The organism is Streptomyces sp. P9(2023), from assembly GCF_032436795.1.
Classification (GTDB): domain Bacteria; phylum Actinomycetota; class Actinomycetes; order Streptomycetales; family Streptomycetaceae; genus Streptomyces.
In genome coordinates this window covers 118,074-145,043 of record NZ_JAUPWM010000001.1, presented here as the reverse complement: position 1 = coordinate 145,043, position 26,970 = coordinate 118,074, and the positions used below count along the sequence as shown (strand labels likewise).

Genomic DNA, 26,970 nt, shown 5'->3' with positions numbered 1-26,970 from the left:
TGCCCAGATGTGGCGAGAAAAAGCCCCCGGCGTTGGCCGAGAACAGTGCGTCAGGCGTGCCTTCCAGGGCAGCGGACTGCGCATCGAGGGCATCAGCCTCTGGGTGGAGCTGCTCGCCCTGATCGGGATGCCCCTGGTGGTGCTGCTCGCCGCGCTCGTACCGGCGCTGCGCGCACGCCGGCTCTCCGCCACCGAGGCGATCAGCGCGGGCAGCGCACCGCGCCGGAACGGCCATGGGCTGCGCGTCCAGCGCCGGCTGAGCGGTTCGCGGCTGCCGCCATCCGTCAGCCTGGGCCTCGGCCTGCCGCTGGCCCGGCCGGGCCGCACCGCCCTGACCCTGTGCGCGATCGTGCTCGGCGTGCTGACGGTGACGTTCGCGACCGGACTCGCCGACACGGTCGTGAAGGCGACGGAGGCCTCCAAGGAGGACGTGGATCTCACCATGCGGCCGGCGAACCCGTTCTTCGAGGAGGAGACGACGAAGGAGCGGAGCGACACCGAGATGGAGGCGCTGCTGCGATCCGTGGCCGGCGCGGCCGAGGTGACGCCCGACGTCATCGTCCCCCTCACCCTGGCCGGACGGGCCGACGCCGTCGACGGCTTCTTCCTGCGCGGCGACCACACGAAGCTCGGATACGACAAGCAGCTCGTCGGGGGGCGGTGGCTGAAGGGGCCCGGGGAGACCGTCGTCGCCTCGGAGTTCCTCAACCAGACTGGGATGAAGGTGGGCGACCGGCTCACCCTGGTCCTGGCCGGGAAGCGGACCGAGGTGACCGTCGTCGGCTCGCTGATGAACCAGACCGTGGACCGGCTGCTGTTCGACCGCGCGACACTCACCCGGCTTGACGCGGACTACCGGCCGCAGACCCACCAGTTCCGGTACCACGTGAAGCTCGCCCCGGACACCACCCCCGAGCAGTACGCGGCCGCCGTGGACCGGGCGGCGGGCCCCGGTCTGTACCCCGTCCACCGGAGCGCCGCCTCCTTCACCGTGGCCGTCGTCAGCCTGTCCACGGCCCTGTCCCTGATGCTCGGCACGGTCGCGGCCCTCGGCGTCTTCAACACCGTCGTGCTCGACACGCGGGAGCGCCGCCGGGACATGGGGATGCTCAAGTCGATCGGGATGACCCCGCGTCAGGTGATCGCCATGGTCGTCACCTCCATGGCCGCGCTCGGTCTCGTCGGCGGACTGATCGGCGTCCCGCTCGGGATGGCCGCGCACCGGGTGGCCGTGCCGCTGGTGGCGGAGGCCGCGCTCGTCACCATCCCGAGGTCCGTCCTCGACGTGTGGGCCACGCCGACGCTGGCCCTGCTGGTCCTCTCCGGGGTCACCCTGGCGGTCCTCGGTGCCCTGCTCCCGTCCCGCCGGGCCGCGCGGCTGACGATCTCGGAGGCGCTGCGCAGCGAATGAGCCGCAACGGGCGGCTTGGAACGGACATGGCCGCAGGGCCTGAAGCGGGGGACAACACCCTTCAGGCCCCGCGGCGTTCGAGGGCAGGCGGAAGCGCCTGCGGTCAGGCGGCCGTGGCCTTTTGCCCGGACTTCACGCGGCACACCAGGGCGTCGTTCTCGACGTCCGCCACGATCGTGTCGCCGGGGTCCGCCTCGCCGCCCAGGAGCAGGTCCGCGATCCGGTTGTCCAGCTCCGTCTGGATCGTGCGGCGCAGCGGCCGCGCGCCGAACTCCGGCTGATGACCGTGGGCGACCAGCAGCTTCTTCGCCGCCTCGGTCACCTCCAGCTCCAGCCCCTGGGCGTGGACGCGGCGTTCGCTCTGGTTCAGCAGCAGAGCGAGGATGTCGCCGAGTTCGTCCTCGCCGAGACCGTGGAAGATGATCGTCTCGTCGATGCGGTTGAGGAACTCCGGCGTGAAGTAGCCGCGCAGGTCCTGCATCAGGTCGTCGCGGATCGCCGAGACGTCGCCGTGGTGGGCCAGGATCCGCTGGGCGCCGATGTTCGACGTCATGATGACCACGCAGTGCCGGAAGTCGACCGTCCGCCCCTGGGCGTCCGTCAGCCGGCCGTCGTCCAGGACCTGGAGCAGGGTGTTGAAGACGTCCGGGTGCGCCTTCTCCACCTCGTCGAAGAGCAGCACGCTGTACGGATGCCGACGCACCTTCTCGGTGAGCTGGCCCGCCTCCTCGTGACCGACGTATCCGGGCGGCGCGCCCACAAGACGGGAGACCGTGTGCTTCTCCTGGAACTCGCCCATGTCGAAGCGGATCATCAGGGCCTCGTCGCCGAACAGCAGCTCCGCCAGCGCCTTCGCCAGCTCGGTCTTGCCGACGCCGGTCGGCCCGAGGAAGAGGAACGAACCCACGGGCCGGTTCGGGTCGCCCATACCGGCCCGGTTGCGGCGCACGGCCTGGGCGATCGCCGTCACGGCCTCGTCCTGGCCCACCACCCGGCTGTGCAGCGCGTCCTCCAGCTTGAGGATCTTCTCCTTCTCACTCTGCGTCATCTGCGCCACGGGGATGCCGGTACGGCGCGACAGCACCTCCGCGATGTCGTCGACCGTCACCTCCATCACGCCCTCGCGCCGCTCCACGAGCCCGGCCAGCTCGCCCTCCAGCTGGGCGATCTCCTGCTTGTACTCGTTCGCCTTCTCGAAGTCCTCGGCGGCGACGGCCTCGTCCTTCTCGCGGCGGAGCTTCGCCAGCCGGTCCTCGCGGCCTACCACCTCGGTCGACTTGCCCAGCGAACGCAGCCGCACCCGGGCGCCCGTCTGGTCCATCAGGTCGATGGCCTTGTCGGGCAGGAAGCGGTCGGAGACGTAGCGGTCGGAGAGCTCGGCGGCCGCCGCGAGCGCGGCGTCGCTGTAGCGGACCTGGTGGTGGGCCTCGTAGGAGTCCCGCAGCCCCTCCAGGATCTGGATGGTCTCCGGGACCGAGGGCTCGGGGATCAGCACGGGCTGGAAGCGACGCTCCAGGGCGGCGTCCTTCTCCACGTACCGCCGGTACTCGTCGATCGTCGTCGCGCCGACCACATGCAGCTCACCGCGGGCCAGCGCCGGCTTGAGCATGTTGCCCGCGTCCATCGCCCCTTCGCCCGCCGCGCCCGCGCCGACGACGGTGTGCAGCTCGTCGATGAAGAGCACGGTCGATTCGCTGTCCGCCTTCACCTCGTCGATGACGTTCTTCAGCCGCTCCTCGAACTGGCCGCGGTACTGGGCGCCGGCGACAAGCCCGGACAGGTCCAGGGCGATGACCCGCTTGCCCTCCAGCGTCTTCGGGACCTGGCCCGCCACGATCCGCTGCGCGAGCCCTTCGACGATCGCGGTCTTGCCCACGCCCGGCTCGCCGATGAGCACCGGGTTGTTCTTCGAACGGCGGGAGAGGATCTCGACGGTCTGCTCGATCTCCTCGGCCCGCCCCACCACCGGGTCGAGCTTCCCGGCCCGCGCCTCCTCGGTGAGATCCCGGCCGTACTCGTCGAGCGTCGGTGTCCTGCTCTCCGGCTTGGCCGTCGGCGTACCGTCCGCCCGCGCCGCCCGGTCCGCGGTGGACCGCAGGCCGCCGACGTCCGTCCCGTACGCCGTCAGCAGCTTCGCCGCCGCCGAGTTCGGGTCGTCGAGGAGGGCGCCGAGGATGTGCTCGGGACCGATGTACGAGACCCCCGACTCCTGGGAGCGTTCGTACGCCCGCAGCAGGACGCGCTTGGCCGCCGGGGTGAGCCCCGGCTGCGCCGAGGGCACGCCGCTCTCGCCGGGTAGCACCTCGGCGATCGAGGCCGCCAGCTGGTCGGGGTCGGCGCCCGACTGGGCGAGCAGGGAACGGGCCGGATCGATCTGGGTGCAGGCCCAGAGCAGATGCTCGGTGTCCAGGTCGGCGCTGCCGTCGTCCGCGGCGCGGGTGGTGGCCCGGTCGAGCAGCTCCCGCGCCGAGTCCGTCAGCAGCCGGCCGATCGGCACGCGCTGGACGGCCGGGGGAGAGGCGGCGGGCGACATGCCGAAGAAACGATTCAGCATTTCGTTGAACGGGTCCGGCCCACCGAAGGAGCCGAAGGAGGACATGGTCATGTGGTGCCGTCCAGGTGCGTCGACGTCCGGTCAGTACTCCCTCCACTGGACCAGAACACCTCGGCCCCCACCCGGCGAGGCGCGGCTACGGAGCGTGGCCCCGGCTCCGCCCGTAGCCCCGGCCACCGACTTCAGCGACTTCCGTCCGCCGGGACGTCCCCGCCGTCCTGCCCGCCGATCGGGTGAGCGGCGCTGCCCGGCGCGGTGCCGTCCGGCGCGGTGCCGGCACCGCCGCTCGGCACCGGCTCGCCGATCCGGAGGCGCGGCCGCCGCTGGAGGCCCGCGCCGACGAGGACGCCGAGCGCGATCGCGGCGACGGTGATCACGGTGTCGACGAGGTTGGAGAGCCCGGCCGTGCCACGCTCCACGATCAGCTCCGAGACGCTCGTGAGACCGACGGCGCCGGGCACCAGCAGCCAGAAGCACGGCAGGAACACCACCTGTTCCGGCGTGCGCGACCGGCGCTCGATCCAGGCGGCCATCGGCGGAAGCAACGCCCCCGCCGCGAACGCCCCGAACGTGGCACCCGCCAGATCGGTCGCCGCCGACTGCACGAACCGCTCCACCAGGAGGGCGGCGAGGAGCCAGCCGGTGACCCGGGGCGGCGCGGAGAAGTACAGCAGGAACCCGAAGCCGAGCAGCAGCACTCCGACCCAGGGCGCCCACGCGCCGAGCACCTCCGATCGCGCTCCGCCGAGCGGCCGGGGCTTGACCAGCTCCGTCCCGACCAGGATGCCGAGCGCGAGGAGGAGCAGGACGTTGATCGCGCCCGCGAGCCGGGAGATGCCCGACAGGGCGGCGCCGGTGCCGAGTTCGATCGCGCCGAGCGTGAGGGCGGCGCCCGGCAGGAACGCGATGAGCGGCGGGATGTACAGCACCGTCGGCACCTCGTGCAGCAGCGGTCCCGCCCAGCGCAGCGACACCGCCGTGACCAGTACGGCGGCGACGACCGGCAGCGCGGTGCGCGCGGCGGGCAGCCGGTCCCCGAAGAGCCGCAGCAGACCGACCCCGGCGCCCAGCACCGCGTAACCGATCACGGCCGGGACGGTGGCGTGCCGCATCACCCCGAGTCCCACGGTGAGCAGCACGTAACCGAGGACGGTGGCGGCCGGGCTGAACCGTTCCGGCTGCTCCCGCCCCGCCCGCAGCTCCCGCCGTACGTCCTCGAACGGCATCGCCCCCGCGCGCATCCGCCCCACCAGGGACTGCAGGCTCTGCACCTGGTCCAGACGCAGGTCCGGACCCTCGACCGGGGCGAAGTCCAGCTCCCCGCCCCGCCCGTCGGGCCCGCCGCCGACGCGCACGAAGAGACCGGTCGGGACGACGAAGCAGCGCGCCCGCATCCCGTACCGGGCGGCGATGTCGCGCAGCGCGCGCTCCACCTCCGCCGTCCGATCACCGGCCCGCAGCAGCTCCGAACCCACCTCGCACAGGAGCGCCGCGAGATCCCGCAGCCGCTCCCGCTCGACGTCTTCCGCCTCGGGCAGGGTGACCGTGGACGCGCGCCGTCTCCGCCAGGGCAGGAGCGCCGCGGCCCGGCGGACGAGAGCGCGCACGTCGAGGCGCGCCGGCCTCACCGGACCCCGCCCCATTCGCCGATTCGTCCCCATTCGCGCAACGTAACAGCGGGACCGGAGCGGCGCCCCGACCGGCACGCGCGCGTGGCCGCGCGCGGTAGCGGTAGTGGCTCCGCTAGCGGTACTCGACCGTCAGCGTCACCGGGGTGTCCTTGTTCACGAAGAGGTACGCGGTCGAGGCCTGCGCCGACTCGAAGCGCAGCCGCACCTGGGTCGTCCCGCTGCGGTCGAGGGCCGCGAGGGCGGGCGCCGACAGATCCGTGGAGGTCGCCGAGCCCGAGGCGAACGCGGCGATCTCCGCTCCGCCCGCCGCCGTCGCAGGTGCCGACCAGTCCGAGGGCTCCACGGCGCACCCGCCGAAGCAGCCCGTCGTCACGTCGGCGAGGAGCCGGTTGCCCGCCGGGGACGCCCACGGATCGCCGGAACCGCTGCTGCGCGCCACCGTCAGATACGCCCGGGTGATCTCCTTGCCCGCCGGGATCCCGGAGGTGTCGAAGGAGAGGAGCGTCCGGTTCACCTTGCCGTCCGTGCCCCGGCCGAGCGCGAGGCCGTACGTGTCCTCCAGCGGGCCCACCGCCGCACCCGTTCCGTCGGCGGCCGCCTTCACATAGCCGTCCTGCGCGTCCACGCTCGGCAGCGTCACCCGGTCGCCCACGGGCGGGGGAGTTCCGGAGCCACGCAGCGCCCGCACCATGCCCATGATCGCCTCGATCTGCCGGCCGCCGTGTTGGGCGTACGCGGAGTCACCGAGATAACCCCACCAGTTCCAGCACCCGTTGGGGTTCTCCAGCGTGGCCGTCGCCGCCGCCTGCGGGTACAGCACGATCATGTCGTTGGTGTCGGCGTACTCGTTGAGGTACGCCCGGTCCACGAACTGCGTCCCGAAGCCCTGGTACCCGTACCCCTGCTTACAGCCGTGCAGCGCCACCATCAGCGAGCAGGTCGCCCCCTCGGAGCAGGACTTCGGCACGTAGACGAAGCCCTCCGCACCCAGCGAGATCGGCGCCGCCGCGCCGCCGGGGGCGTAGGCGTTCTGGTCGAACCGGATCAGCGTGCCGCCGGGGGTGGCGCTCGGCGCCGCGACGGAGCCCCGCAGGTGGCCGAGGAGGTCGCGCTCGGCGTCCAGGCCGCAGTCGTTGATGAACGGAGTCTGCGTGACCGTGCAGGAGTTGGGGCCGAGCGGACTGATCCAGGCGTGGCCGGCCGCGGTGCTCCGGTTGTACGTCACGCGTGCGCCGAACCGGCCGTAGTAGTCGGCGAGCGCGTCCACCACGGGCCGCTTGACCGTCGAGTCGTTCGAGCCGCTGAAGACGTACACCGGATCGCCCGCGAGGTTCGCGACCGGGTCGACGAGTCCCTGCGCCGACCAGTTCCGCGTGGTCTGCTCCAGCTGCGCGAGCTGGAGGTCCTGGACGGTGTTCATACAGGCGTTGAGGGCGGTGGAGAGCGTGTTCTGGGCGCAGTTGTACGGGCCCGAGGCGAACACCGCCGAACCGCTGAACGTACCGGAGTACGCCACGTGGAGCTGCGTGGCCATGTAGCCGCCGGACGAGATGCCGGAGCTGTAGACGGAGTCGACGGCGTACGGCTGGAGCTGCCCCGGTACGGGCACGGGGGCGGCGGCGGGGGCGACGGCTGCCGTCGCCGGTGTCGCGACGGGGAACAGGGCCGCGGCGGCGAACAGCAGCAGGGCCGTCAGCCTGCGGGGCAGGCGGAGTGGTCGGGGTGGACGCATGTGGATCTCCCGGCGGCTCAGGCCAGCCCGAGGGCATGGCGCGGTGGTTGCCGGGAGAGTAGGGGCGGGCCGCGCGGGCGACCTATGGGCCCGGCAGCCACAACCAGCCGCCTGGAGTATGGCGTTCCGTCATCTGGCAGCCTCCGCCGCACCGCACTCCACGGCGACCTGCGACGATGCGTCCATGGACACCCCGATGAGTGACGACGAGCGGAACGGCCTGCTGGCCGCGGCGATCGGGCTGCGCGAGCAGGGCCGGACGGAGGCGGCACGGGACCGCCTGGTGGAGCTCGCCGCACGCTGGCCCCAGGATGCCGAGGTGGCCTACCAGACCGCCTGGGCGCACGACGTCCTCGGCCTGGAGGCCGAAGCGGTCCCGTACTACGAGCGGGCCCTGACGGCGAGCCGCACCGGCCTGTCCGAGGAGGACCGCAGGGGCGCGCTCCTCGGCCTCGGCAGCACCTTCCGCGTCCTCGGCCGGTACGAGGAGGCCGTCGCCACCCTGCGCGGCGCGGTCGAGGAGTTCCCGGACGACGGCGCCCTGCGCACCTTCCTGGCGATGGCCCTCTTCAACACCGGCGACCACCACGAGTCCGCCCGCCTGCTCCTGCGGCTGGTCGCGGCGACCAGCGACGATGCGTCCGTACGGCGGTACCGGCCCGCCATCGAGTACTACGCCGAGGACCTCGACGCGACCGTGTGATCCTCCGAGCCCCTGGGCCCCTGGCTCAGTCGTTGACGGCGGTCAGGAGCACGACCGCGTCCTCCAGGGCGGTGAGCCCGTGCCGCTCCTTGGGGATCATCTTCAGCTCGCCGGCCGACAGCTCCTCGGACCACCCCGCCGCCGTCAGCCTCACCCGCCCCCGCAGCACTTGCAGACTCGCCGCCGGGGGCGCGTTGTGCTCGTCCAGCGACGTGCCGGACAGCATCGCGATCACGCTCTGCCGGAGCACCCCGTCGTGGATCACCACATGGGCGCTGCGGCCGTGCGGGGCGGTGCGCGCGGCGGCCAGATGCTCGTCGGCGAGGGCTGCGAGGTCCTTCATCGTCTCTCCCTGCGGGGTACGCGGGTGTGAGTCCCAGCCTCGCGCCTGTCACGCGGGCCGCAACTCGGGGCCGTGCGCCGCGCGCCCACCACGACCACGGCGGCCAGGGCGGTGAACCCGGCCGCCGACAGGACCGTCGCCGACCAGCCGTACGCCCCGTACAGCCACGCCGCCGTGAGCGAGCCGACCGCCCCGCCGCCGAACGTGCAGAGCATGAAGACCGTGTTGACGCGGGCCGCGATCCGGGTGTCCAGCTCGAAGATCCGCGCCTGGTTCGCCACCTGGGCCGAGCTCGTCCCCAGGACCAGCAGATTCGCCCCCACCACCAGGGCCACGAGGGAGTGCGCCCCGAGGCCGACGACGGCGAAGGAGAGGGCCAGGCAGAGCAGTGCCCCCGCGCGGACCGCCCCCGCGCCGTACCGGTCGGAGAGCCGTCCCGCGTACGCCGAGAGCAGCGCCCCGGGCAGGCTCAGCACCCCGAAGAGGCCCGCCACGCCCGGCCCGAGGCCCAGCCGAGGGGCGGCCAGATGGAAGGCGAGGGTCGCCCAGAAGACGCTGTACGCGGCGAACACCGCGGCCCCCGTCAGTGCCGACTCCCGTACCTCCCGGTGCTCGGCGAACAGCCGGGGAAGGCTCGCGAGCAGCCTCCGGTACGGCAGCCGGTCCCCGGTCGTGCCGAGCCGCTCCGGAAGGGCGCGCGGGACGAACCACAGCAGGGCGGCCGTCGCCACGGCGGCCAGCAGATAGGCCGTACGCCAGCTTCCGCCGGCGTCCGAGGCGACGCCGGAGACGGTACGGGACAGGGTCGAGCCCAGGGTGAGTCCGAGGCCGACGAGCCCGACGACCCGGCCACGCCGTCCGGGGCCCGCGAGCGCGGCCGCAACCGGCGTGAGGATCTGCGGCAGGACGGTCGTGGTGGAGACCGCGAGGGTCGCGAGCGTGAGGGTGGGGACGTTCGGCGCGGCAGCGGCGAGGAGCAGGCCGCCGCTGGTCAGCGCGAGCAGCACGGTGGTCAGCCGGCGGAGCCGGGCGGTGTCCGCGAGCGGCACGAGGAAGAGGATGCCGAGCGCGTACCCGAGCTGGGCCGCCGAGGCGACGAGCCCCGCCGTGTGCGGCGACACCCGCAGCCCACGGGCGATCGCGTCGAGGAGCGGCTGGGGGAAGTAGAGGTTGGCCACGGTGACGGCGCCCGCAACCGCCATGACGAGGACGTCGGTGCGGGTGAGGTGGCGGGGCCCGGGCCGGGCGGCCGTCCGTGGCCGGTGGCCGGTCAGCAGCTCCATGCCCCTCACCCTCGTGCCCGCCGAACCGCCCGATCAAGGTGCGACAATGCAACCGGCGTTTAGCAGGACTCAACGATGAGCGAGGGGTCGGGCCGGTGCTCGAACGGTACGAACTGGAGGCGTTCCTGACGCTCGCCGAGGAACTGCACTTCGGCCGTACGGCCGAGCGCCTGGGCGTCTCCACCGGCCGGATCAGCCAGACCGTCAAGAAGCTGGAACGCCGGGTCGGGACACCGCTGTTCGAGCGCACCAGCCGCAGCGTCCGGCTGACCCCGGTGGGCAGCCGCCTCCACGACGAACTGCGCCCCGCCCACCGGCAGATCCTCGCCGCCCTCGAACGCGCCACTGCGGCCGGCCGGGGCGTGCGGGGCACCCTCCGGGTGGGCTTCGGCGCCCCCTGGGGCGGCGAACTGCTCACCGCCGCCGCCGACACCCTCCTCGCCCGCCACCCCGGCTGCGAGATCACCGTGCGGGAGGTACCGCTCGACGGCGGGCTCCGGCCCCTCCTCGACGGCGCCCTCGACCTCCAGCTGACGGTCTTCCCGGTCCGCGAACCCGGGCTGACGATCGGACCCGTCCTCGCCGAGGAGCCCCGCGTCCTCCTCGTGCCCGCCGGCCACCCCCTGGCCCGACGGGACTCCGTCGACCTCGACGACCTCGCCGGCGTGCCCATGGTCACCACCGCGGGCGCCCACCCCGGCCACTGGCTGGACATCCACTACCCGCGGCGCACCCCGTCCGGCGCCGCCATCCCGCGCGGGCCGGTCGCCTCCACCTGGCAGGAGGTCCTCTCCCATGTGAGCGCCGGACGCGGCGTCTCGCCCGGCGCGGCACGCGGAGCCGCCTACCATCCGCGCCCCGGCATCGCCTACGTACCACTACGGGACGCCCCGCCCGTCGCGTACGGACCGGTCTGGCCGACGGCCGCCGAGAACGCGCTGGTCCGGGCCTTCGTGGCGGAGGTCGTAGCGACGGTGGCGGCGCGGCGCCGGGAGTCCTAGCCGGTCACGGCGCCCGTCAGATGGTCGTACGCCATGTGGGCGTGCAGCCGGACGCCGGTGACGAGGGTGTCGTCGTCCGCGTAGAAGTGCGGATTGTGGTTGGTGACCAGGCCCCGCCCGCCCGGCACGGGGACCGGGTGCCCGGCCGCGTCCAGCGAGGCGTCCTGGACGCCCAGCATCACGTACAGGCCGCCGAAACGGGCGATGAACTCGGAGACGTCGTCGTAGCCGAGCGTCGCCCCGGTCTCCACCGTGCGCTCCTCGCCGACCACCCGGCGGATCGTCGGCAGGCCCGCCGCGACCCACTCCGCGCTGTTGTGCACGGGCGGGACGGCCTGCAGGTATTCGACCGTGGCCGAGCCGTTGTACGCCGCCGCCGAGTGCTCGACGAGGGTGGCAAGACGGCGCTGGACCTCCGCCATGTCCGATTCGACCGCGGAGCGGACCGTGCCCCAGAGGGTGACGGTCTGGCCGATGATGTTGAACCGTCCGACGTCCTCGACGTGGCCGATGGAGACCGTGACCGGATCGAACGCGGAGACCTGCCGGTACAGCTGCCCGATGCCCGTCAGGACCGCGCCGACGGCCGGCATCGGGTCGATGCCCTGCCACGGGGTGGAGCCGTGCGTCTGCTTGCCGGTGACCACGATCTTCACCAGCGTGGACGCGCCGTACTGGTTGCCCACCCGATAGCCCACGTACCCCTTGGGGTACGGCGTGACATGCATCCCGAACGTCATCGTCGGTACGGGATCGACACACGCGCCCTCGTCGAGCATCGCCCGTGCCCCGCCGCGCTCGGTGACCGGAGGACCCTCCTCCGCGGGCTGGAAGACGAACAGCACGGTCCCCGGCAGGCGTTCGCGCACCCCCGCGAGCACGGTGGCGGCGCCCATGAGCATGGCGGTGTGACAGTCGTGCCCGCAGGCGTGGGAGACCGGGAACGGGCCACCGGGGTAGTCGGCGTCCACGACCCGGGAGGCGAAGTCCTCGCCGCACAGGTCCTCGACGGGCAGCGCGTCGGTGTCGGCCCGGAGCGCCATCACCCGGCCGCCCGGGGCGCCGCCGCGCAGGACACCCACGACACCGTGCCCGGCGATACCGGTACGGACCTCGTCCAGATCCAGGGAGCGGAGATGGTCGGCGATCAGCCGGGCGGTGCCGGCCTCTCGGTTGGAAAGCTCGGGGTGCTGGTGCAGGTACCGCCGCCAGGCGACGACCTGAGGGGCCGTCTTCTCGGCGCCCTGGTCCAGTTCCCGGTGGATCGGATCGAAGATCGGATCGGTGCTCAAGGGCCACCCCTCGTCGTCGGACCGTCCCTCCAGGGTGACACTTCGGGCCGTCCGCCGCGCTCTACGGGCCGAAGGAGGCCTGACCTCGGGGGCGTTGTCAGTGGCGTCGGGCACGATGGACTCGTCCGGTGATCACGAGGGGAAGAGGCCAGGATGGCGATCACGAACGAGCAGGTGGCGGGGTACGCGTTCCTCAAGGCGCTGTACGAGGACGGGTACTACCCGGACCATGTGGTCGACAAGGGGCGGGCGATCCTGCTGAGGCTCTGCGAGCGGATCGAGGCGGAGGGGCCGGCCGACCTGACCGAGCTGTACGCGCTCACGGAGGGGGCCACGGAGGAGTTCAACGCGCTGGAGGCGGACTTCGACGAGGCGGGGAGCGAGATCGAGACGGTCGCCCGGGAGGAGATCGCCGAGAACTTCTGGTTCGTCGCCACGGCCTACGGCTTCGCGGACGCCGACGCGGAGGAACTGGTCGCCGCCCGCGAGTGGTGAGAGGTCGGTCGCCCCGGTCGCTGCTCGACGGTCGCCGGCCGCGGACCGTGGCGGAGGAGTGCGGGGGTGCCACGGTCCGCGCGTACCGCCTGACTCAGCCCGACGTGGCCGCCGGCTGTGGCATGGCGCGGCTGATGATCGACGCCGTGTCCAGGCCCGGCGGCAGGGTGCCGAAGGCGATGCCCCAGTCGCTGTCCAGGCGCGAGGCGCAGAAGGCGTCGGCCACCGCCGGGTCGCCGTGCCGGACGAGCAGCGAGCCCTGGAGGACCAGCGCCATGCGCTCGACGAGCCGCCGCGCCCGGTACTGCGCTGCCACCGGGTCGCCGAGGTCGCTCAGCTCCTTCCGCAGCCGCGCCGCCGCCGCGTCGAGCCGGTGGTCCGCGCCCGCCGCGCGGTCGACCTCCGCGAAGAACGCCTCGACGGCCTGCGGCTGCCGCCCCATCGCCCGCAGCACGTCGAGCGCGGCCACGTTGCCCGAGCCCTCCCAGATGGACGGCAGCGGGGACTCGCGGTAGAGCCGGGGGAGACCCGAGTCCTCGACGTAGCCGTTCCCGCCCAGGCACTCCAGCGCCTCGGCCGCGTGCGCGGGGGCCCGCTTGCACACCCAGTACTTGGTCACCGCGAGACCGATCCGGCGCAGCAGCTCCTCGTCCGCGTCGCCCGCCGCCGCCCGGTCCACCGCCCCGGCGAGCCGCAGCCCCGCGACCGTCGCCGCCTCCGCCTCCACGGCCAGGTCGGCCAGGACGTTCGTCATCAGCGGCTGGTCGATGAGCCGTGCCCCGAACGCGCTGCGGTGCGTGGCGTGGTGCACCGCCTGCACGACACCCTGACGCATCCCGGACGCCGAACTCACCGCGCAGTCGAGCCGGGTCATGTTCACCATCCGGATGATGGTGGCCACCCCGCGGCCCTCCTCGCCGACGAGACGGCCGAGCGCGCCCTCGTACTCGATCTCGGACGAGGCGTTGGAACGGTTGCCGAGCTTGTCCTTCAGCCGCTGGAGCCGGATCGCGTTGCGCGTGCCGTCGGGCAGCACCCGGGGCACCAGGAAGCAGGACAGTCCACCCGGCGCCTGGGCCAGGGTGAGGAAGACGTCCGACATCGGCGCCGACGTGAACCACTTGTGGCCGGTGAGCGCGTAGAAGCCGTCCTCGCCGGTCGGCACCGCCCGCGTCGTGTTCGCCCGGACGTCCGAGCCGCCCTGCTTCTCGGTCATCGACATCCCGGCGATGATGCCGCGCTTCGACGTCGGCTCACGCAGCCCGAAGTCGTAGACGGGGGAGGAGAGCAGCGGCTCGTACACCTCGGCGAGCGCCGGCTCCGCGCGCAGGGCGGGCACCGCCGCGTACGTCATCGAGATCGGGCACAGATGCCCCGGGTCGGCCTGCCCCCACACGAACACCTTCGCCGCCCGCGCCACGTGCGCGCCCGGCCGCTCGTCGCGCCACGGCGCACCGTGCAGCCCGTGCCGTACGGCGACGGTCATGAGCTCGTGCCAGTACGGGTGGAACTCGACCTCGTCGATCCGGTGGCCGTACCGGTCGTGCGTGTGCAGCACCGGGGAGTGCCGCTCGGCAAGCCGGCCCCACTCCTGGGCCTCCTCGCCGCCCGCCCGCACCCCGAGTTCGCGCACCTCGGCCTCGGCCCAGCCCGCGCCCTCGCGGCGCAGACCCTCCAGAAGGGCCGGGTCGGCCGACACGTCGTAACCGCTCAGCGGCGGGACTTGGTTGGTGACCTCATGCGTGATCGGCATCGGGAACTCCCAGGGCTCTCAGAGTGAAGGTGACCAGGGCGGGTACGGTCTCGGGCCCCACCGTCCCCTCCGTCAGCGGCCCGACGAGCGCCTCCGCGCCCGCCCCGACCAGCGCGGACGCCGTCAGCGCGGCGTCCTGCGGCGGAAGCTGACCGGACCGCACCCCCTCGGCGATCCGCTCGGCGAACACGTCGCGGAACGCCCGCCGGAAGACCAGCCGTTCGGCGTCCACGGCCGGATCCACCGGCTCGGCCAGCAGGGCGTACGCGAGCCGGGGGGACTTCAGGGCGCGCAGGGCGAAGGTCTCGATGACCGCGACAACCCGCTCGGCCGCCCCCGCGTGCTCGGGCCGGTCCGCCGCCACGGCCACGGCGGACACCTCGCGGGAGACCACCGTGCGGAAGAGCTCCACGGCCAGTTCGGCCTTGCTGGGGAAGTGGCGGTAGACACTGCCGGTCGCGATCCCGGCGCGCGCGGCGACGGCGGCCATGGTGCAGCCGGCGTAACCCTGCTCGGCGAGCAGCCCGAGCGCCGCGTCGACGACGGTGGTGCGCCGGTCGTCGAGCCGGGCCTGGACGGCGGGGGTGCGGCGGTAGGGCATGGAAGAAGTGAAGCAGTGATTCAGTGCTTCAACAAGGGCTTCGAACGACAACGAGGGCCGCACGACAGCGCCCCCGGATCGAGTGATCCGGGGGCGTGTGCGTCGGCGGGTCCGTCCGCGTCGGCGCAGCGTCAGCCGATGAAGACCTCGGTGAGCGACCAGATGGCCAGGGCGGCCATGCACACGCCGCCGATGCGCTGGACGGTCTTCAGCGGAACGCGCTTGGCGATGAAACGGCCCGCGAGCAGGGCGAGGGCCGAGACGCTCATCAGGGCGGCGGCGGAGCCGATCGCCGTCGACCAGGTGCCGTTGGTGGCGGCGAGGTTGGCCGTCGTGATCTGCGTCAGGTCACCCCACTCGCTGATGAACACGGCCATGAACGCGGTCGAGTAGACCGGCCAGAAGCCGGTCACCGTCCTGCCGCCCGCCTCGTCCGCCTCGTCGTCGTCCCCGCCGCGCAGCAGCATGAACGCTCCGAAGGCGAAGAGGAGCGCCGAGACGAGTGTGACGGTCCAGTCGGGCAGCAGGCCGAGCAGGCTGCCCGCGCCCACGGCGATGGCCACGTGCGCGATGAACGCGGTCGAGGTGCCGAACCAGACGTACAGCGGACGCATGCGCGTGCCCATGGCGAGGGACGCGAACATCGTCTTGTCGGGAAGTTCGGCGAGGAAGATCAGTCCGAAGGCGGTGAGGATCGCCAAAGGATCGAGATGCATGAAGCGGGGGCTCTCTGCTCGGTCCGGGCCCGGGATCCACACGGCACCACGGTGGGCGACGGAGAGAACCACTCGGCCCGGCATGACGGACCACACCCACGGAACGCGGGCACGGTGACTGCCTGGCCGAAGGTCTCGCCCGCCCGCGCTTCCGCGCGGACCCGGCCACCGGGAACCCGAGGGTTCCAGTGTGTCGACGACCGGTTCGCAGGGCTACTCCCCTTCGCTGTCGAACAGTGTAGCGGAGAGTCATGTCGATCTTGGTAGACGCTGTCTACGTGGAGGTGGTAGACAGTGTCTATGGACGAAGAGGACACGGGGACCGCGAGCGGCCCCGACGCCGGGCTGCGCGGCCGGCTGATCGACGCCGGGGTCGAGCTGGTGCACGCGGAAGGCGCGCAGGCGCTGTCCCTGCGCGAGATCGCCCGGCGGGCTGGGGTCTCCCACGGGGCGCCACGCCGCTACTTCCCGACCCATCTCGACCTGCTGTCGGCCATCGCCCGCGCGGGCTTCGCCGAGCTCGCGGAGCGGGTCGCCGCGGCCATGGGGGAGGAGGCGGAGGACCGCGAGGGGGCGCGTGCGCAGCTCGACGCCCTGGCCCGGGTCCATCTCGACTTCGCGCGGACCCGGCGCGGCATGTACGAGCTGATGTTCCGGCACGACCTGCTGGAGAGCGGCCGGCTCGGGCTGCGTGAGACGAGTCTGCCGCTCTTCGACCTTCTGGGCCGGCTCGTCGCCCGGGCCCGCCAGGAGGCCGGCCCGGAACCGGCCGTCGTCGCGGCCGCGCTCTGGGCGAACCTGCACGGCATCGCCCAGCTCCGGGCCTGGGGCAGCCTCCGGCTCGCCACGCGCACCGACGACGTGGAGCCGCTCCTCCGGGCCGTCCTCGACGCGCACCTCGGGCCGACCGGGCGCGCACGGTGATACGTCGACGGCGGGTGACCCTCGCCTGCAGCGTCGTCGGCGCGGCCGTCGTGGCCCTGGACGGCACGGTGCTCACGATCGCCCAGCCCACGCTCCAGCGCGATCTGGGCGCGGACTTCGGGCAGGTGCAGTGGACCAGCACCGGGTATCTCGTCGCGGTGGCGAGCCTCCTCGTCTTCGCGGGCCGGCTCGGAGACGCGTACGGCCACCGGCGGCTCTTCGTCCTCGGCACGCTCGGCTTCGCCGCGACCTCGGCCGCGATCGCCCTCGCGCCGGGAATCGGCTGGGTGATCGCCCTGCGGGTCCTCCAGGGGGTGTCCGGGGCGCTCCTGCAACCGGCCACGCTGGGCATGCTCCGCGCCGCCTTCCCGCCCGACCGCCTGGCCATGCCGATCGCCCTCCGGATGAGCGCGATCGGCCTCGCGGCCGCGGCGGGCCCGCTGGTGGGCGGCGCCCTCGTCACGGCATACGGCTGGCGCGCGGTCTTCGCCCTGACGGCGCTCCCGGCCCTGGCCATCGCCCTCCTGGCAGCCGCCACCCCGCCGGACTCGGCCCCGGGAGCGGATGTGTCGAGCCCGGCCACGAAGGGCACAGCCTGGTCGGCTTCGGGCGCCTCGGCGAGAGACCTGACCGCGCCGAACAGGTCCCCGCTGGGCGGGTCGCGAGGCGGTCTCGCGACGGACCCGGCCGAGCGGTCCGGACCCGGAAACCATGCCTCAGGCGCCACCCCGCTGCCCCGCGACCGCGCGTCGCAGCATGCCGCGGGGGATGTCCGCGCCGGTGGCTCGCTCGACCTTCCTGGGGCTCTCCTGCTCGCCGTGGCGCTCGCCTGTCTGGTCCAGGTGCTCGTCGCGGTGGCGGAGTCGGGTTGGAGCACGGCGACCGGTCTTGCCCTCGGCGCCGCCGTCGTGGCCGGGGCGGTCTTCGCGTGGCACGAGCGGCGCGCCGCCCGTCCTCTCCTGCCGCCCGCACTACTGCGGTCCCGGCCCGTCGTGGCGGGCCTCGCCACCCTGCTGGCCTCGTCCGCCGCGCTCTTCGGCACGCTCTTCGTGGCGACGTACTTCCTCCAGGACGTCCTCGGCCTCGACCCGCTGTCCAGCGCGCTGTGGACCCTGCCGCTCGCCGTCCTGATGGTGCTCGGCGCGCCCGCCGCGGCCCTGCTGCAACGCCGGTTCGGGGCCCGCCGTACGACGGTCGGCGGGGCCGCCCTGCTCGCCCTCGGCGTGCTCCTGCTGTCCCGGCTCGACGGGACGGCGACGGCGCTGCCGACCGGGGTCTGCTTCGCTCTGCTGGGCGCCGGCTTCGGCACGGTGATGGCCACCGCCACCGCCGTCGTCGTCCACCGGGCCTCCGTGGCCGACGCCGGGGTCGCCGGCGGGCTCCAGCAGACCGCCATGAACATCGGTCCCGCGCTCGGCGTCGCCGCCGCGACCCTGCTGATGACGGTCGCTCCGTCCGCGGGCTTCGTACCCGCCATGGGCACCGCCCTGCTCGTCCTGGCCGCCGTCGCGTCCCTCGGCGCCGTCGCGGCACTCGGGCTGCCCGGACGGGCCGCACCCGCGCGAGCCTGACACGCCAGGGCCGGGCCGCCGCCCCGCCCCCGCGGTCCCCGCTGCGTACGATCACGAAATGCCCTCTGGTGCTCACCGTGGCCGCTCCTTGGGGCGCCCACGCACGCAGGTCAGGATCGGCCGGGCGCTGCCCGCGCTCGTCATGGTCCTGACGGTCGTCGCCGACCTCGTCAGCGCCGACGAGGAACGCTACGACCGGCTCCTGGGCGCCGCGCCCGCCCTCGCCGCCGTCACCTGGAGCGTCCGGGGCACGGTCGTCATCGGCCTGCTCGCCATGGCGCTGGGCGTGCTGCTCGGGGTGACCAGCGGGGACCCGTTCGTCCCCGACATCGTCGCCAACGAGGTCGCGCTCGCGGTCGTGACGGTGGCCGCGGCCTGGGTCAGCCGGGCCCGGTTCCGCTACGAGCGCGACCTGCGCGAGGTGACGGCCGTCGCCGAGGTCGTCCAGCGCGTCGTGCTCCGCCCCCTGGCGCCCCGGCTCGGTCCCGTCGACCTCCATCTGCTGTACGTCGCCGCCGCGGCGAAGGCCCGGATCGGCGGCGACTTCTACGAGGCCGTGCGCGTCCCCGGGTCCGTACGCCTGATGCTCGGCGACGTCCAGGGCAAGGGCCTCGGCGCCGTGGAGACCGCGTCCGTCCTGCTCGGAGCCTTCCGCGCCGCCGTCAACGACGCCCCCGACCTGCCCGCATTGGCCGACCGCCTTGAGGAGGGCCTCGGCCGCTACGGCGGCTGGGACCCCGACTCGGACGCGGCCGAACGCTTCGCCACCGTCGTCCTCGTCGAGATCCCCGACGACGAAGCCGTCGCCCGTCTTCTCAGCTGCGGCCACCCGGCCCCGTACCTCCAGCACGGCACCCGCGTCCGGCCCGTCTCCTTCGCCGACCCGTCGCTGCCGGTCAACCTGTCCACCCTCCTCCGCTCCCGCCACCACGTGGAGGAGGTCCCGTTCGTGCCGGGGGACCGGCTGCTCCTGTACACCGACGGGGTGAGCGAGGCCCGCGACCGGGACGGGACCTTCTACCCGCTGGAGGCGCGGATGAGCCGGTGGCTGGACGAGCCGGGGGAGCGCGTTCCCGACCTCCTCCACCGCGACCTCGACGCCTACGCCGGCCGCGGCCTCGACGACGACGTGGCCGCGATGCTCGTCGTACGGCGGTCCTGAAACGCCTGCCCAGAGCCCGGGACCGCCCAGAGCTCTGAAAACGCCCCGGCTAGCCCTCAGGCGTCGACTCGTACAGCACCGTGTGGAACCGACCCGCCTCCTCCCGGCCCGCCGGATCCGCCCCCAGCGCCCGTACCGCCTCGACCGCGAAGCGCTGTTCGGCCGCGTCCGTGAACAGCCGCTGCGGATAGGTCCGCGAGCGGTCGACGACGGTCCGCAGGCCGTGCTCGGCGAGACAGTCCGCGATCGGCCCGTACGAGACCGTCCGCAGCACGAAGGCGCTCACCCGCAACGGCCGGCCCGCCCATGCGAGGAGCGCGGCGAAGGTGCGCCGGGTGAGATAACTGCCCCCACCGGTCAGGGTGATCAGCCCGACGTCCGACATCGCGGCGCGCAGCCGGGGGCTCGGCAGGGCGTCCCCCTCCAGATTCTCCGCGTACGCGTCGTCCAGGAGCCCGACCCCCCGCGCGTACCGCAGGGCGCTGCCCGCGACGTCGAGGCCGATCACCGGGACCGCGTCCGCACGACGTCGTGACGCGTAGAACTCCTTGTCGTGTACGGCGAGTTCGGCCGCGGTCAGCGCGCTCACGGCCGGGTCGGTGTAGCGCGCGTACAGCTCGGCCAGGGTGACATCGTGGTTGAGCAGGGCCGCGTTGATCCCGTACGAGCAGCACAGGTCCAGCACCGTCCCCCCGTCCCGCTCGGCCGCCGCGCGCCGGAACGCGGCCTGGGCCTGCTGCGGAATCTCGTACTCCAGCGGTGCCAGGCGCCGGAAGTACGCCCGTGGGTCGGGCCGGTCGTAGATGTCCTCGAACCGTGTCTTGCCGCCCGGGGCGCGCCCATCCTCGCCCGTCGCGCCCTCACCGGACCGCCCTGCGCCCCAGTCGCTCATGCGTCCCGCCTCCCTCGAAGGCCCCAGGTGTGCATCGTGGGCCGAACGCGCCCCGGCGCTCACGTCCGCATCGGGGGCGCACGGGCGCACCAGCGGCACCGCCGTGCGCTTCCGCACGGTGCCCACGTCTCCAGGATGGTCCACGCGTCGGCCAATCGCGCAGGGCGGGCGACGGCCGGGCCCGCGTCCGCACGGGGTGCGCCGGTCCGAAACGTGGAAATCCGGGCAAGAGGTGTCGCTCATGACCCGGTTCAGTGCCTCGTGCGCTGTTCGTGCGCGCTCTGGTGCCTCTGTCCGCAATGCGTTTGGCTGGCGGCCGTCCGCACAGCGGACACTTCGGCACATCAGACGAGAGGAACGGGTGCACGTGCCCCAGGAGAACTCCAGCAACCCGGCGAATTCCTTCAGCTCGTTCGACGGATCCGGCTTCGGCTCCGACAGTCCCGGAATCACCTCCGCCGAGATCGCCCGGCTCGCCGACGAGGGGATGTGGGCGGCCGACGGATCGGTCCACCCCGTGGCCGCCCGGCTGGGCCAGGCCCTCGCGCACGCCGTCGGGACCCCCGGTGGCGACGCCCTGCTCCCCGGCGACCTCGGCGAGACCGTCCGCCAGGCGCTGGCCCTCGCGGAACCGGGCCTCCCGCGGATCGTGACGACCGAGGGCTACAGGCTCTCCGCGTTCAGCCTCAAGCAGCGGGGCGAGGGGCCGCACCCCCTGGTCGTCGTCCCCGCCGGCTGGACCCCGTTCGGCTGGCCGCTCTTCATGTGGGCGTACCTCTCGCTGGCGCGCCGGGGCTACCACGTCCTCGCGTACACGCCCCGAGGCCTCGGGTTCCCCTTCCTGCCGTCCACCTCCGAGGGGTTCGTCGACGTCGCCGGCCCGTACGACTGGGCGGACGGCTCCACCGTCATCGACCACGCCGTCGACCACCTCGCGCCGAGCGCCATCGGCTTCCTCGGCGAGTCGTACGGCTCCGGGATCAGCCAGCTGGTCGCCGCCCACGACGAGCGGGTGAACGCCGTCGTCGCGCTCAGCACCTGGGGCAACCTCGCCACCAGCCTGTACGACCACGGCACCCGGCACGTCAAGGCCGTCGAGGCGCTGCTGAGCCTCACCGGAGGACCGGTCGAGGAGAAGTTCGACGAGGAGAACCGCCGGATCCTCGCCGACTTCCAGGCCGACCGGAACATGGCGGACGTCGTCGACTGGGGGAACCGGCGCGCCCCCGAGTCGTACATCGAGGACACCAACCGGCACGGCACCCCGACGTTCATCTCCAACACCTGGCACGAGTCGCTCTTCCCGGTCAACGAACTCCTCACGACCTTCAATCTGCTGGAGGTGCCCAAGCGCCTCAACATGTGGATCGGCGACCACGCGGCACCTGAAGGCGGCGGGCTGATCGGCCCGGTTGCCGACAACACGCCGCTGCGGGAGGCGTACGACTGGCTCGACCACCACCTCAAGGGCGAGCCGAACGGCGTGGACACCTGGGACCGGGTCAGCAACCAGGTCATGTTCACCTATGTGACCGTGCCGGTCCTGGACCCGGAGACGGGCGAGCCGACCGGTGAGAACACGATCGTCGAACCGGCGCGGCGCGAGTCGGTGACCGACTGGGCCGACGTGACCACGGGAACCGAGCGGTTCGCGCTGACGGGAGCCGGTGGCCAGGGATCCGACGGCCGGCTCGTCGCCGACGGCGAGGAGAGCGGTCAGGAGACCGGCTGGGAGCTCGGGTTCGTCGCGGGTGTCGACACCGAGGCCACCGCCATGGACGCCCTGATGAAGACGGGGAAGGCGGAGTACGCCGGCAACCCCAAGGTCTACGACACCCGGAAGATCGACCGCGCGCACGCCGCCGTCTGGACGACCGAACCGTTCGCCGAACCGCGCCGCGTCCGCGGCATCCCGACGCTACGTCTGACCGCCCGCAGCTCCGCCTCCTCCGCGAGCCTCTTCGCCCACCTCTTCGACGTCGCCGAGGACGACACGGCCCGGATCATCACCCACGAGCCGTTCAACCTGTACGGGCTGACGCCCGATCAGGAGAACTTCGTGGAGTGGGAGTTGCAGGCCGCCGCGTACGACATCCCGGCCGGACACCGGCTGATGCTCGTCATCGACAGCAAGGACCCGCTGTACGGAGACGCCTCCGTCGCCTGGACGCAGACGGTCATCGGCTCCCCGGAGGGCGTCCCGGCCCACCTCGGCCTGCCGCTCGGCTGACACCCGGACGCTCCCTCTGGACACCCGTACCGGGACACCCGTACCGGACAACCCGTACCGGACAACCCGTACCGGGACACCCGTACCGCACAGCGAAGGACTCCACATGCAGGACGAGTACGAGCAGCAGGCCGACCCCACCACCCTTCCCGTCACCCCCACCGTCGCGCTCAGCCGGATCGGCGCCCCGCAGGCGGCCTGGGAGCCGCTCCTCGCGGCCCTGAGGCCCGGCGCGGCAGCCACCGCCGACTCCATCCGTACGGCAGCCGGGCTCCCCGGCGAGCTGGCCACCGACCTGGCCGCCGACATCGAGGGCTTCGCCCGGGTCGCGGTCTGGGAGCGGGCCACCATCCGGCGCGAGGACGGCGTCGTCCTGGACGGCGGCTTCTGGCGCCACCGCGACGACCGCCCGCGCCCCCTGGTCGTCATCCCCTCCGCCTGGGGCGCGCCCTGGCAGGCGTTCGCGATCCTCGCCTTCAAGCTGTCCCTCCAGGGCTACCACGTCCTGGCGTACCAGCCGCGCGGCTTCTTCCGGTCCGGCGGATTCATCGGTGTCTGCGGCGAGGAGGACTGGCGCGACGCCTCCGCCGCGATCGACTGGGCCACCCGGCGGACCGGCGCCGAACCGACGAAGGTCGGCTTCTTCGGCGACTCCTACGGCGCCGGCATCAGCTGCATGGCCGCCGCGCACGACCCGCGCGTCGACGCGGTGGTCGCGCTCAGCGGCTGGTCCGACCTGGCCGCGTGCATGTACGGGAACAGCACGCGCCGCATCCGCGCCTTCCAGGCGCTCCTCGCGGCCACGAAGACCCAGGACGGCCAGACGATCGGCCACCTCGACGCCGCCACGCAGGCCCTCCTGGACGACTTCTTCGTCCACCGGAACATGGACGGGGTCACGGCCTGGGCGGCGGTGCGCTCGCCGGTCACCCACGTCGACGCCATCAACGCCCGCCGCGTCCCGATCCTCATCGGCGGGCACTGGCACGAGACGCTCTGCCCGGTGAACCAGACCCTGGACATGTTCCACCGGCTCACCGGCCCCAAGCGGCTGCTGCTCTCCATCGGCGACCACAGCGGCGCCGAACTCCCCGGCCTCGCGGGCCTGCCGAACCGCGTCGTGGACGAGGGCTACCGCTGGCTGGCCCACCACCTCCTCGGCGAGGAGAACGGGGTCGACACGCTGCCGCAGGTCGCCAACGAGGTGATGTTCACCTACACCACCGTCCCGCTGCCGGTGCCGATCACCGTGCCGAACCTGCCGCCGATCTCACGGCTGATCGTGCGGCCGGCGGACGTGGAGGAGCGCAAGGCCTGGGCCGACGTCACCGGCTCCACCGAGCGGCTCCACCTCAAACCGGCGTCCAGGCCGGACTTCCTCCACCCGAAGGACGGGGAACTGTCCCAGGGCGTGGCGGCCACCTGGGAGCGGCCGTTCACGGCCGGCGCGGACGCCGGCTTCACGGCCGCCGAGAACCCGGTGACCACCGGGACGGCCGAGGTCTACGGGGCACCGGTGACGTACCGGACCCGCTGGTTCGACCGGCAGAACGCGGCGGTCTGGAAGACGCCCGTCCTGCCGGCGGCGAAGAGCGTCCGCGGGACCCCGCGGCTGCACCTCACCTTCACCCCGTCGGCGTCCTCGGCCACGCTCGTCGCGTACCTCTTCGACGTGAACCCGGTCCTCGGCACGGCGCGGATCATCACGCACGAGCCGAAGACCTTCCTCGACGTCACCCCGAACGAACCGATCACCACCGATATCGACCTCCAGGCGGCGGCGTACGACATCCCGGCGGGGCACCGGCTGATGCTGGTCGTCAGCAGCCGTGACCAGCTGTACGCGGACGCGAGCATCGACCGGACGGAGATCGCCGTGCGATCGACGGCGGCCGACCCCACGTATCTGGATCTGCCGCTGTCCTAGCGGGCCATGGGCTCAGACCTCCAGCGCGTGGCCCGTCGTCGCGTCCACATGGTCGGGGATCGCCTCGTGGCGGTCACCGACCGTGAGGGTGCCCGTCGGCTCGAAGAGCAGGAGGGACGCGCCGGTCGGGGCGTACGGGCGGTGTTCCACGCCCTTGGGGACGGTGAAGGCCGAGCCCCGGGGGAGGGACACCGTCCGCTCCGTCCCGTCCTCGCGCAGCGAGATGTGCAGCTCGCCCTCGATCACCAGGAAGAACTCGTCGGTGTCCTCATGCGCGTGCCACAGGTGCTCGCCCGCCACCTTCGCCACCCGCACGTCGTAGTCGTTGACGCGGGTCAGGATGCGCGGGCTCCACAGGTCCTCGAAGGACGCGAGGGCGGTGGCGAGGGCGATGGGGGAGCTGGGCGTGATGGGGGAGCTGGGCGTGATGGGGGAGCTGGAGGTGCTGTTCACGGCGGTGTTCTGGCTCATGCGGCCATCCTGCGCGCTGTCCGTCACCCGGCGTGAGTGCTAGAAAGAGCATATGTCGCAAGGATCCTCTCAGCACGGCGTGCACCGGGTCGTCGTCATCGTCGACGCGAACTCCAACCCGTTCGAACTGGGCTGTGCCACCGAGGTCTTCGGGCTTCGCCGCCCCGAGCTCGGACGCGACCTGTACGACTTCCGGCTCTGCTCGCCCGAACCCGACACCCTCATGCGCGACGGCTTCTTCACCCTCACCGGAGTCGCCGGGCTGGAAGCGGCCGAGAACGCCGACACCCTCATCGTCCCCAACCGCCCCGACGTCGAGGTGCCCCGCCGCCCCGCCGTGCTCGACGCCGTCCGCCGCGCCCATGCGCGCGGCGCCCGTCTGATCGGCTTCTGCAGCGGCGCGTTCACCCTCGCCGAGGCCGGCGTCCTCGACGGCCGGCGGGCCACCGCGCACTGGCAGTGGGCCGACGCCTTCCGCGCCCGCTTCCCCGCCGTACGCCTCGAACCGGACGTCCTGTTCGTCGACGACGGGGACATCCTCACCGCCGCCGGCAGCGCCGCCGCCCTCGACCTCGGTCTCCACGTCGTCCGCCGCGACCACGGCGCCGAGGCAGCCAACGCGGTCAGCCGCCGGCTCGTCTTCGCCGCCCACCGGGACGGCGGACAGCGGCAGTTCGTCGAGCGCCCGGTCCCCGAGATCCCCGACGAGTCCCTCGCCCCGCTCCTGGTCTGGGCGCAGGAGCGGCTCGGTTCCCCGCTCACCGTCGCCGACCTCGCGGCCCGGGCGGCGGTCAGCCCGGCGACCCTGCACCGCCGGTTCCGCGCGCAGCTCGGCACCACCCCGCTCGCCTGGCTCACCGGCGAGCGGGTGACCCTCGCCTGCCGGCTGATCGAGCTCGGCGAAACCCGCTTCGATGTCGTCGCCCGTGCCAGCGGACTGGGCACGACCGCCCATCTGCGCGCCCTGATGAACCGCGAGACGGGGCTCTCACCGTCCGCGTACCGCCGCCGCTTCGGCCCGACGACGTCACCGGTCAGCGCCGGTGTCACTCCAGGTAGGTGAACTCGTCCGCCGGGCTCGCGGGGGACGAGTAGCCGTTCGAGAGGACGGTGACGTCGATGGTCGCGGGCTTGCCGGGGGCGATGGTCGGGGCGGGCGCCTTGACGAGCAGTTGCTCGGGGGCGTAGTCGACGAGCTCGGCGAGGTTGTCGCCGAAGGAGACCTGGGAGTCCGAGGTGAAGTGGGCGCCGTTGACCTGGACTTGGTCGTCCTTCCGGCCGCTGTCCGGTTGATCCCTGTGACCACCGCGGCGGCGGGGCCGCCGTAGGCGAACTGGCCGCGCGGGACGGCCGGGGAGGTGCCCAGATTGTTGGTGGCCCGGATGTCGACGACTCCGACGCCCTCGGGTGTCACCTGAGGGACGGTCGGCTGGGTGCGGTCGGTCGCCATGCTCGCTCCTCTGAGATCGCCCGGTCCGGCCGGAGCAGGTTCGCGCTCAACCTGCTCTTCGCCGGGCGATCCCGAAGGGAGGCGGGTCCCCGGGGCCACGCGATCGGGCCAGCAGCCCCTGGGGTCGTTCCTGTGACGGACAGGTTTGTCGGACAACACGGCAGGTGAGGCGGTCGACGCACCGACCGACGGCCCTGCGCCTCGTGTGCCTGAGCGGCTCGTATGCCCTACCGGTACGGAGTGTTCTCCCGTGCCCACTGCGCGAGCGCCTGCGCACACTCCGCCACCGACTCCCGCCAGGTCCGGGCCGCGCCGTCGCCCGCCTCGTCGCTCACGTGCTTCACGATCCGGATCGGCACCCCGGCCAGACCGGCGGCGGTCGCGAGGGCGTAGGCCTCCATGTCGACCAGCGCGGCGCGTCCGGCGAGCCGGGCCCGGGCCGCCTCGTCCGAGATGAAGGCGTCACCGGTCGCCAGGGTCACGTCACCGCCGTCCGGCAGGACGACCGGCTCCCCGTACGTCTCTCCGGTGAGCGTCGCGAGCAACTCCCCGTCCAGATCGTGCTGGATCACCGTGCCCACCACGTGCGTCCCCGTCCACCCCGGACGCAGCGCCCCGGCCGTCCCCAGATTGACGACGCCGGACGGGCGCGGGCCGCGCCCCAGGACGGTCGCGAGCGACGTCGCCGCGTTCACCTTGCCCATGCCGGTGAGCAGGATCGGCAGATCCGTGTCGAGGAACTGGGCCTCCTCCTTGACGGCGAGGACGAGCAGGGGACGGTCGGCGGAGATGTCTCCGATGAGTTCCATGCGGCCACGCTACCCGCCG

General features: G+C 73.0%; 22 protein-coding genes and 1 pseudogene. 10 read left to right on the top strand and 13 right to left on the bottom strand.

The window, feature by feature from the left end:
- The first annotated feature begins 7 nt into the window (after positions 1–7).
- Positions 8–1,411: an ABC transporter permease gene (locus Q5762_RS00730; protein WP_315889894.1), complete on the top strand. Its 1,404-nt coding sequence runs from the start codon at positions 8–10 to the stop codon at positions 1,409–1,411.
- A gap of 103 nt (positions 1,412–1,514) precedes the next feature.
- Here Q5762_RS00730 and Q5762_RS00725 read toward each other — a convergent pair whose 3' ends face one another.
- The 3 genes from Q5762_RS00725 to Q5762_RS00715 form a co-directional block, all read right to left on the bottom strand.
- Positions 1,515–4,016: an ATP-dependent Clp protease ATP-binding subunit gene (locus Q5762_RS00725; protein ID WP_315889893.1), complete on the bottom strand. Its 2,502-nt coding sequence runs from the start codon at positions 4,014–4,016 to the stop codon at positions 1,515–1,517.
- A gap of 131 nt (positions 4,017–4,147) precedes the next feature.
- Entirely contained in the window at positions 4,148–5,593 is a 1,446-nt protein-coding gene (locus tag Q5762_RS00720; RefSeq protein WP_315889892.1) for a threonine/serine exporter family protein, read from the bottom strand.
- Positions 5,594–5,708: 115 nt separating this feature from the next.
- On the bottom strand, positions 5,709–7,328 hold the full coding sequence (locus Q5762_RS00715; protein ID WP_315889891.1) for a PHB depolymerase family esterase: 1,620 nt from the start codon (positions 7,326–7,328) through the stop codon (positions 5,709–5,711).
- A 196-nt stretch (positions 7,329–7,524) separates the two neighbouring features.
- Here Q5762_RS00715 and Q5762_RS00710 point away from each other — a divergent pair, with 196 nt between their 5' ends.
- Positions 7,525–8,031, top strand: coding sequence for a tetratricopeptide repeat protein (locus tag Q5762_RS00710; RefSeq protein WP_315890234.1), 507 nt, complete (start codon positions 7,525–7,527; stop codon positions 8,029–8,031).
- 25 nt (positions 8,032–8,056) lie between these two features.
- On the opposite strand, the gene Q5762_RS00705 is transcribed toward Q5762_RS00710, so the two are convergent.
- Together Q5762_RS00705 and Q5762_RS00700 are read right to left on the bottom strand one after the other, a co-directional pair.
- On the bottom strand, positions 8,057–8,374 hold the full coding sequence (locus Q5762_RS00705) for a cupin (protein WP_315889890.1): 318 nt from the start codon (positions 8,372–8,374) through the stop codon (positions 8,057–8,059).
- Positions 8,371–9,657, bottom strand: coding sequence for an MFS transporter (locus Q5762_RS00700; protein ID WP_315889889.1), 1,287 nt, complete (start codon positions 9,655–9,657; stop codon positions 8,371–8,373). Before Q5762_RS00700 ends, Q5762_RS00705 begins: the two co-directional genes overlap by 4 nt.
- 95 nt (positions 9,658–9,752) lie before the next feature.
- Here Q5762_RS00700 and Q5762_RS00695 point away from each other — a divergent pair, with 95 nt between their 5' ends.
- Positions 9,753–10,658 (top strand): LysR family transcriptional regulator, encoded by a 906-nt coding sequence (locus Q5762_RS00695; RefSeq protein ID WP_315889888.1) that lies wholly within the window; start codon positions 9,753–9,755, stop codon positions 10,656–10,658.
- Here the strand turns inward: Q5762_RS00695 and Q5762_RS00690 are convergent.
- On the bottom strand, positions 10,655–11,950 hold the full coding sequence (locus Q5762_RS00690) for an amidohydrolase (protein WP_315889887.1): 1,296 nt from the start codon (positions 11,948–11,950) through the stop codon (positions 10,655–10,657). The genes Q5762_RS00695 and Q5762_RS00690 overlap by 4 nt on opposite strands.
- Before the next feature lie 153 nt (positions 11,951–12,103).
- Between Q5762_RS00690 and Q5762_RS00685 the strand changes: the two genes are divergently transcribed.
- Positions 12,104–12,445: a DUF5713 family protein gene (locus Q5762_RS00685; protein WP_315889886.1), complete on the top strand. Its 342-nt coding sequence runs from the start codon at positions 12,104–12,106 to the stop codon at positions 12,443–12,445.
- Positions 12,446–12,539: 94 nt separating this feature from the next.
- On the opposite strand, the gene Q5762_RS00680 is transcribed toward Q5762_RS00685, so the two are convergent.
- The 3 genes from Q5762_RS00680 to Q5762_RS00670 form a co-directional block, all read right to left on the bottom strand.
- Positions 12,540–14,198, bottom strand: a complete 1,659-nt coding sequence (locus Q5762_RS00680; RefSeq protein ID WP_315889885.1) for an acyl-CoA dehydrogenase family protein — start codon at positions 14,196–14,198, stop codon at positions 12,540–12,542.
- A complete protein-coding gene (locus Q5762_RS00675; RefSeq protein WP_315889884.1) occupies positions 14,182–14,799 on the bottom strand; it encodes a TetR/AcrR family transcriptional regulator in 618 nt (205 codons plus the stop codon). Before Q5762_RS00675 ends, Q5762_RS00680 begins: the two co-directional genes overlap by 17 nt.
- A gap of 131 nt (positions 14,800–14,930) precedes the next feature.
- A complete protein-coding gene (locus Q5762_RS00670; RefSeq protein WP_315889883.1) occupies positions 14,931–15,515 on the bottom strand; it encodes a TMEM165/GDT1 family protein in 585 nt (194 codons plus the stop codon).
- Positions 15,516–15,815: 300 nt separating this feature from the next.
- On the opposite strand from Q5762_RS00670, the gene Q5762_RS00665 reads away from it, so the two are divergent.
- The 3 genes from Q5762_RS00665 to Q5762_RS00655 are packed head-to-tail and all read left to right on the top strand — an operon-like array spanning position 15,816 to position 19,172.
- Positions 15,816–16,439, top strand: a complete 624-nt coding sequence (locus tag Q5762_RS00665) for a TetR/AcrR family transcriptional regulator (RefSeq protein ID WP_315889882.1) — start codon at positions 15,816–15,818, stop codon at positions 16,437–16,439.
- A 14-nt stretch (positions 16,440–16,453) separates the two neighbouring features.
- Positions 16,454–18,010, top strand: coding sequence for an MFS transporter (locus tag Q5762_RS00660; RefSeq protein WP_399494114.1), 1,557 nt, complete (start codon positions 16,454–16,456; stop codon positions 18,008–18,010).
- Positions 18,011–18,068: 58 nt separating this feature from the next.
- Positions 18,069–19,172 (top strand): PP2C family protein-serine/threonine phosphatase, encoded by a 1,104-nt coding sequence (locus Q5762_RS00655; RefSeq protein WP_315889880.1) that lies wholly within the window; start codon positions 18,069–18,071, stop codon positions 19,170–19,172.
- 49 nt (positions 19,173–19,221) lie between these two features.
- Here Q5762_RS00655 and Q5762_RS00650 read toward each other — a convergent pair whose 3' ends face one another.
- Positions 19,222–20,064 carry a hypothetical protein gene (locus Q5762_RS00650; protein ID WP_315889879.1) on the bottom strand — a complete coding sequence of 281 codons (843 nt, stop codon included), beginning with the start codon at positions 20,062–20,064 and terminating at the stop codon, positions 19,222–19,224.
- 367 nt (positions 20,065–20,431) lie between these two features.
- On the opposite strand from Q5762_RS00650, the gene Q5762_RS00645 reads away from it, so the two are divergent.
- Both Q5762_RS00645 and Q5762_RS00640 read left to right on the top strand, forming a co-directional pair.
- Positions 20,432–22,294, top strand: a complete 1,863-nt coding sequence (locus tag Q5762_RS00645; protein WP_315889878.1) for a CocE/NonD family hydrolase C-terminal non-catalytic domain-containing protein — start codon at positions 20,432–20,434, stop codon at positions 22,292–22,294.
- A 106-nt stretch (positions 22,295–22,400) separates the two neighbouring features.
- Positions 22,401–24,221, top strand: a complete 1,821-nt coding sequence (locus Q5762_RS00640) for an alpha/beta fold hydrolase (RefSeq protein WP_315889877.1) — start codon at positions 22,401–22,403, stop codon at positions 24,219–24,221.
- A gap of 12 nt (positions 24,222–24,233) precedes the next feature.
- Here Q5762_RS00640 and Q5762_RS00635 read toward each other — a convergent pair whose 3' ends face one another.
- A complete protein-coding gene (locus Q5762_RS00635; protein ID WP_315889876.1) occupies positions 24,234–24,692 on the bottom strand; it encodes a cupin domain-containing protein in 459 nt (152 codons plus the stop codon).
- A 52-nt stretch (positions 24,693–24,744) separates the two neighbouring features.
- On the opposite strand from Q5762_RS00635, the gene Q5762_RS00630 reads away from it, so the two are divergent.
- On the top strand, positions 24,745–25,755 hold the full coding sequence (locus tag Q5762_RS00630; RefSeq protein WP_315889875.1) for a helix-turn-helix domain-containing protein: 1,011 nt from the start codon (positions 24,745–24,747) through the stop codon (positions 25,753–25,755).
- On the opposite strand, the pseudogene Q5762_RS39905 reads toward Q5762_RS00630, so the two are convergent.
- Both Q5762_RS39905 and Q5762_RS00625 read right to left on the bottom strand, forming a co-directional pair.
- Positions 25,739–25,915 (bottom strand): annotated as a pseudogene (locus Q5762_RS39905) (hypothetical protein); the annotation flags it as partial. The gene Q5762_RS00630 and the pseudogene Q5762_RS39905 sit on opposite strands and share 17 nt — an antisense overlap.
- 454 nt (positions 25,916–26,369) lie before the next feature.
- Positions 26,370–26,951 carry a nucleosidase gene (locus Q5762_RS00625; protein WP_315889874.1) on the bottom strand — a complete coding sequence of 194 codons (582 nt, stop codon included), beginning with the start codon at positions 26,949–26,951 and terminating at the stop codon, positions 26,370–26,372.
- Positions 26,952–26,970 lie beyond the last annotated feature (19 nt).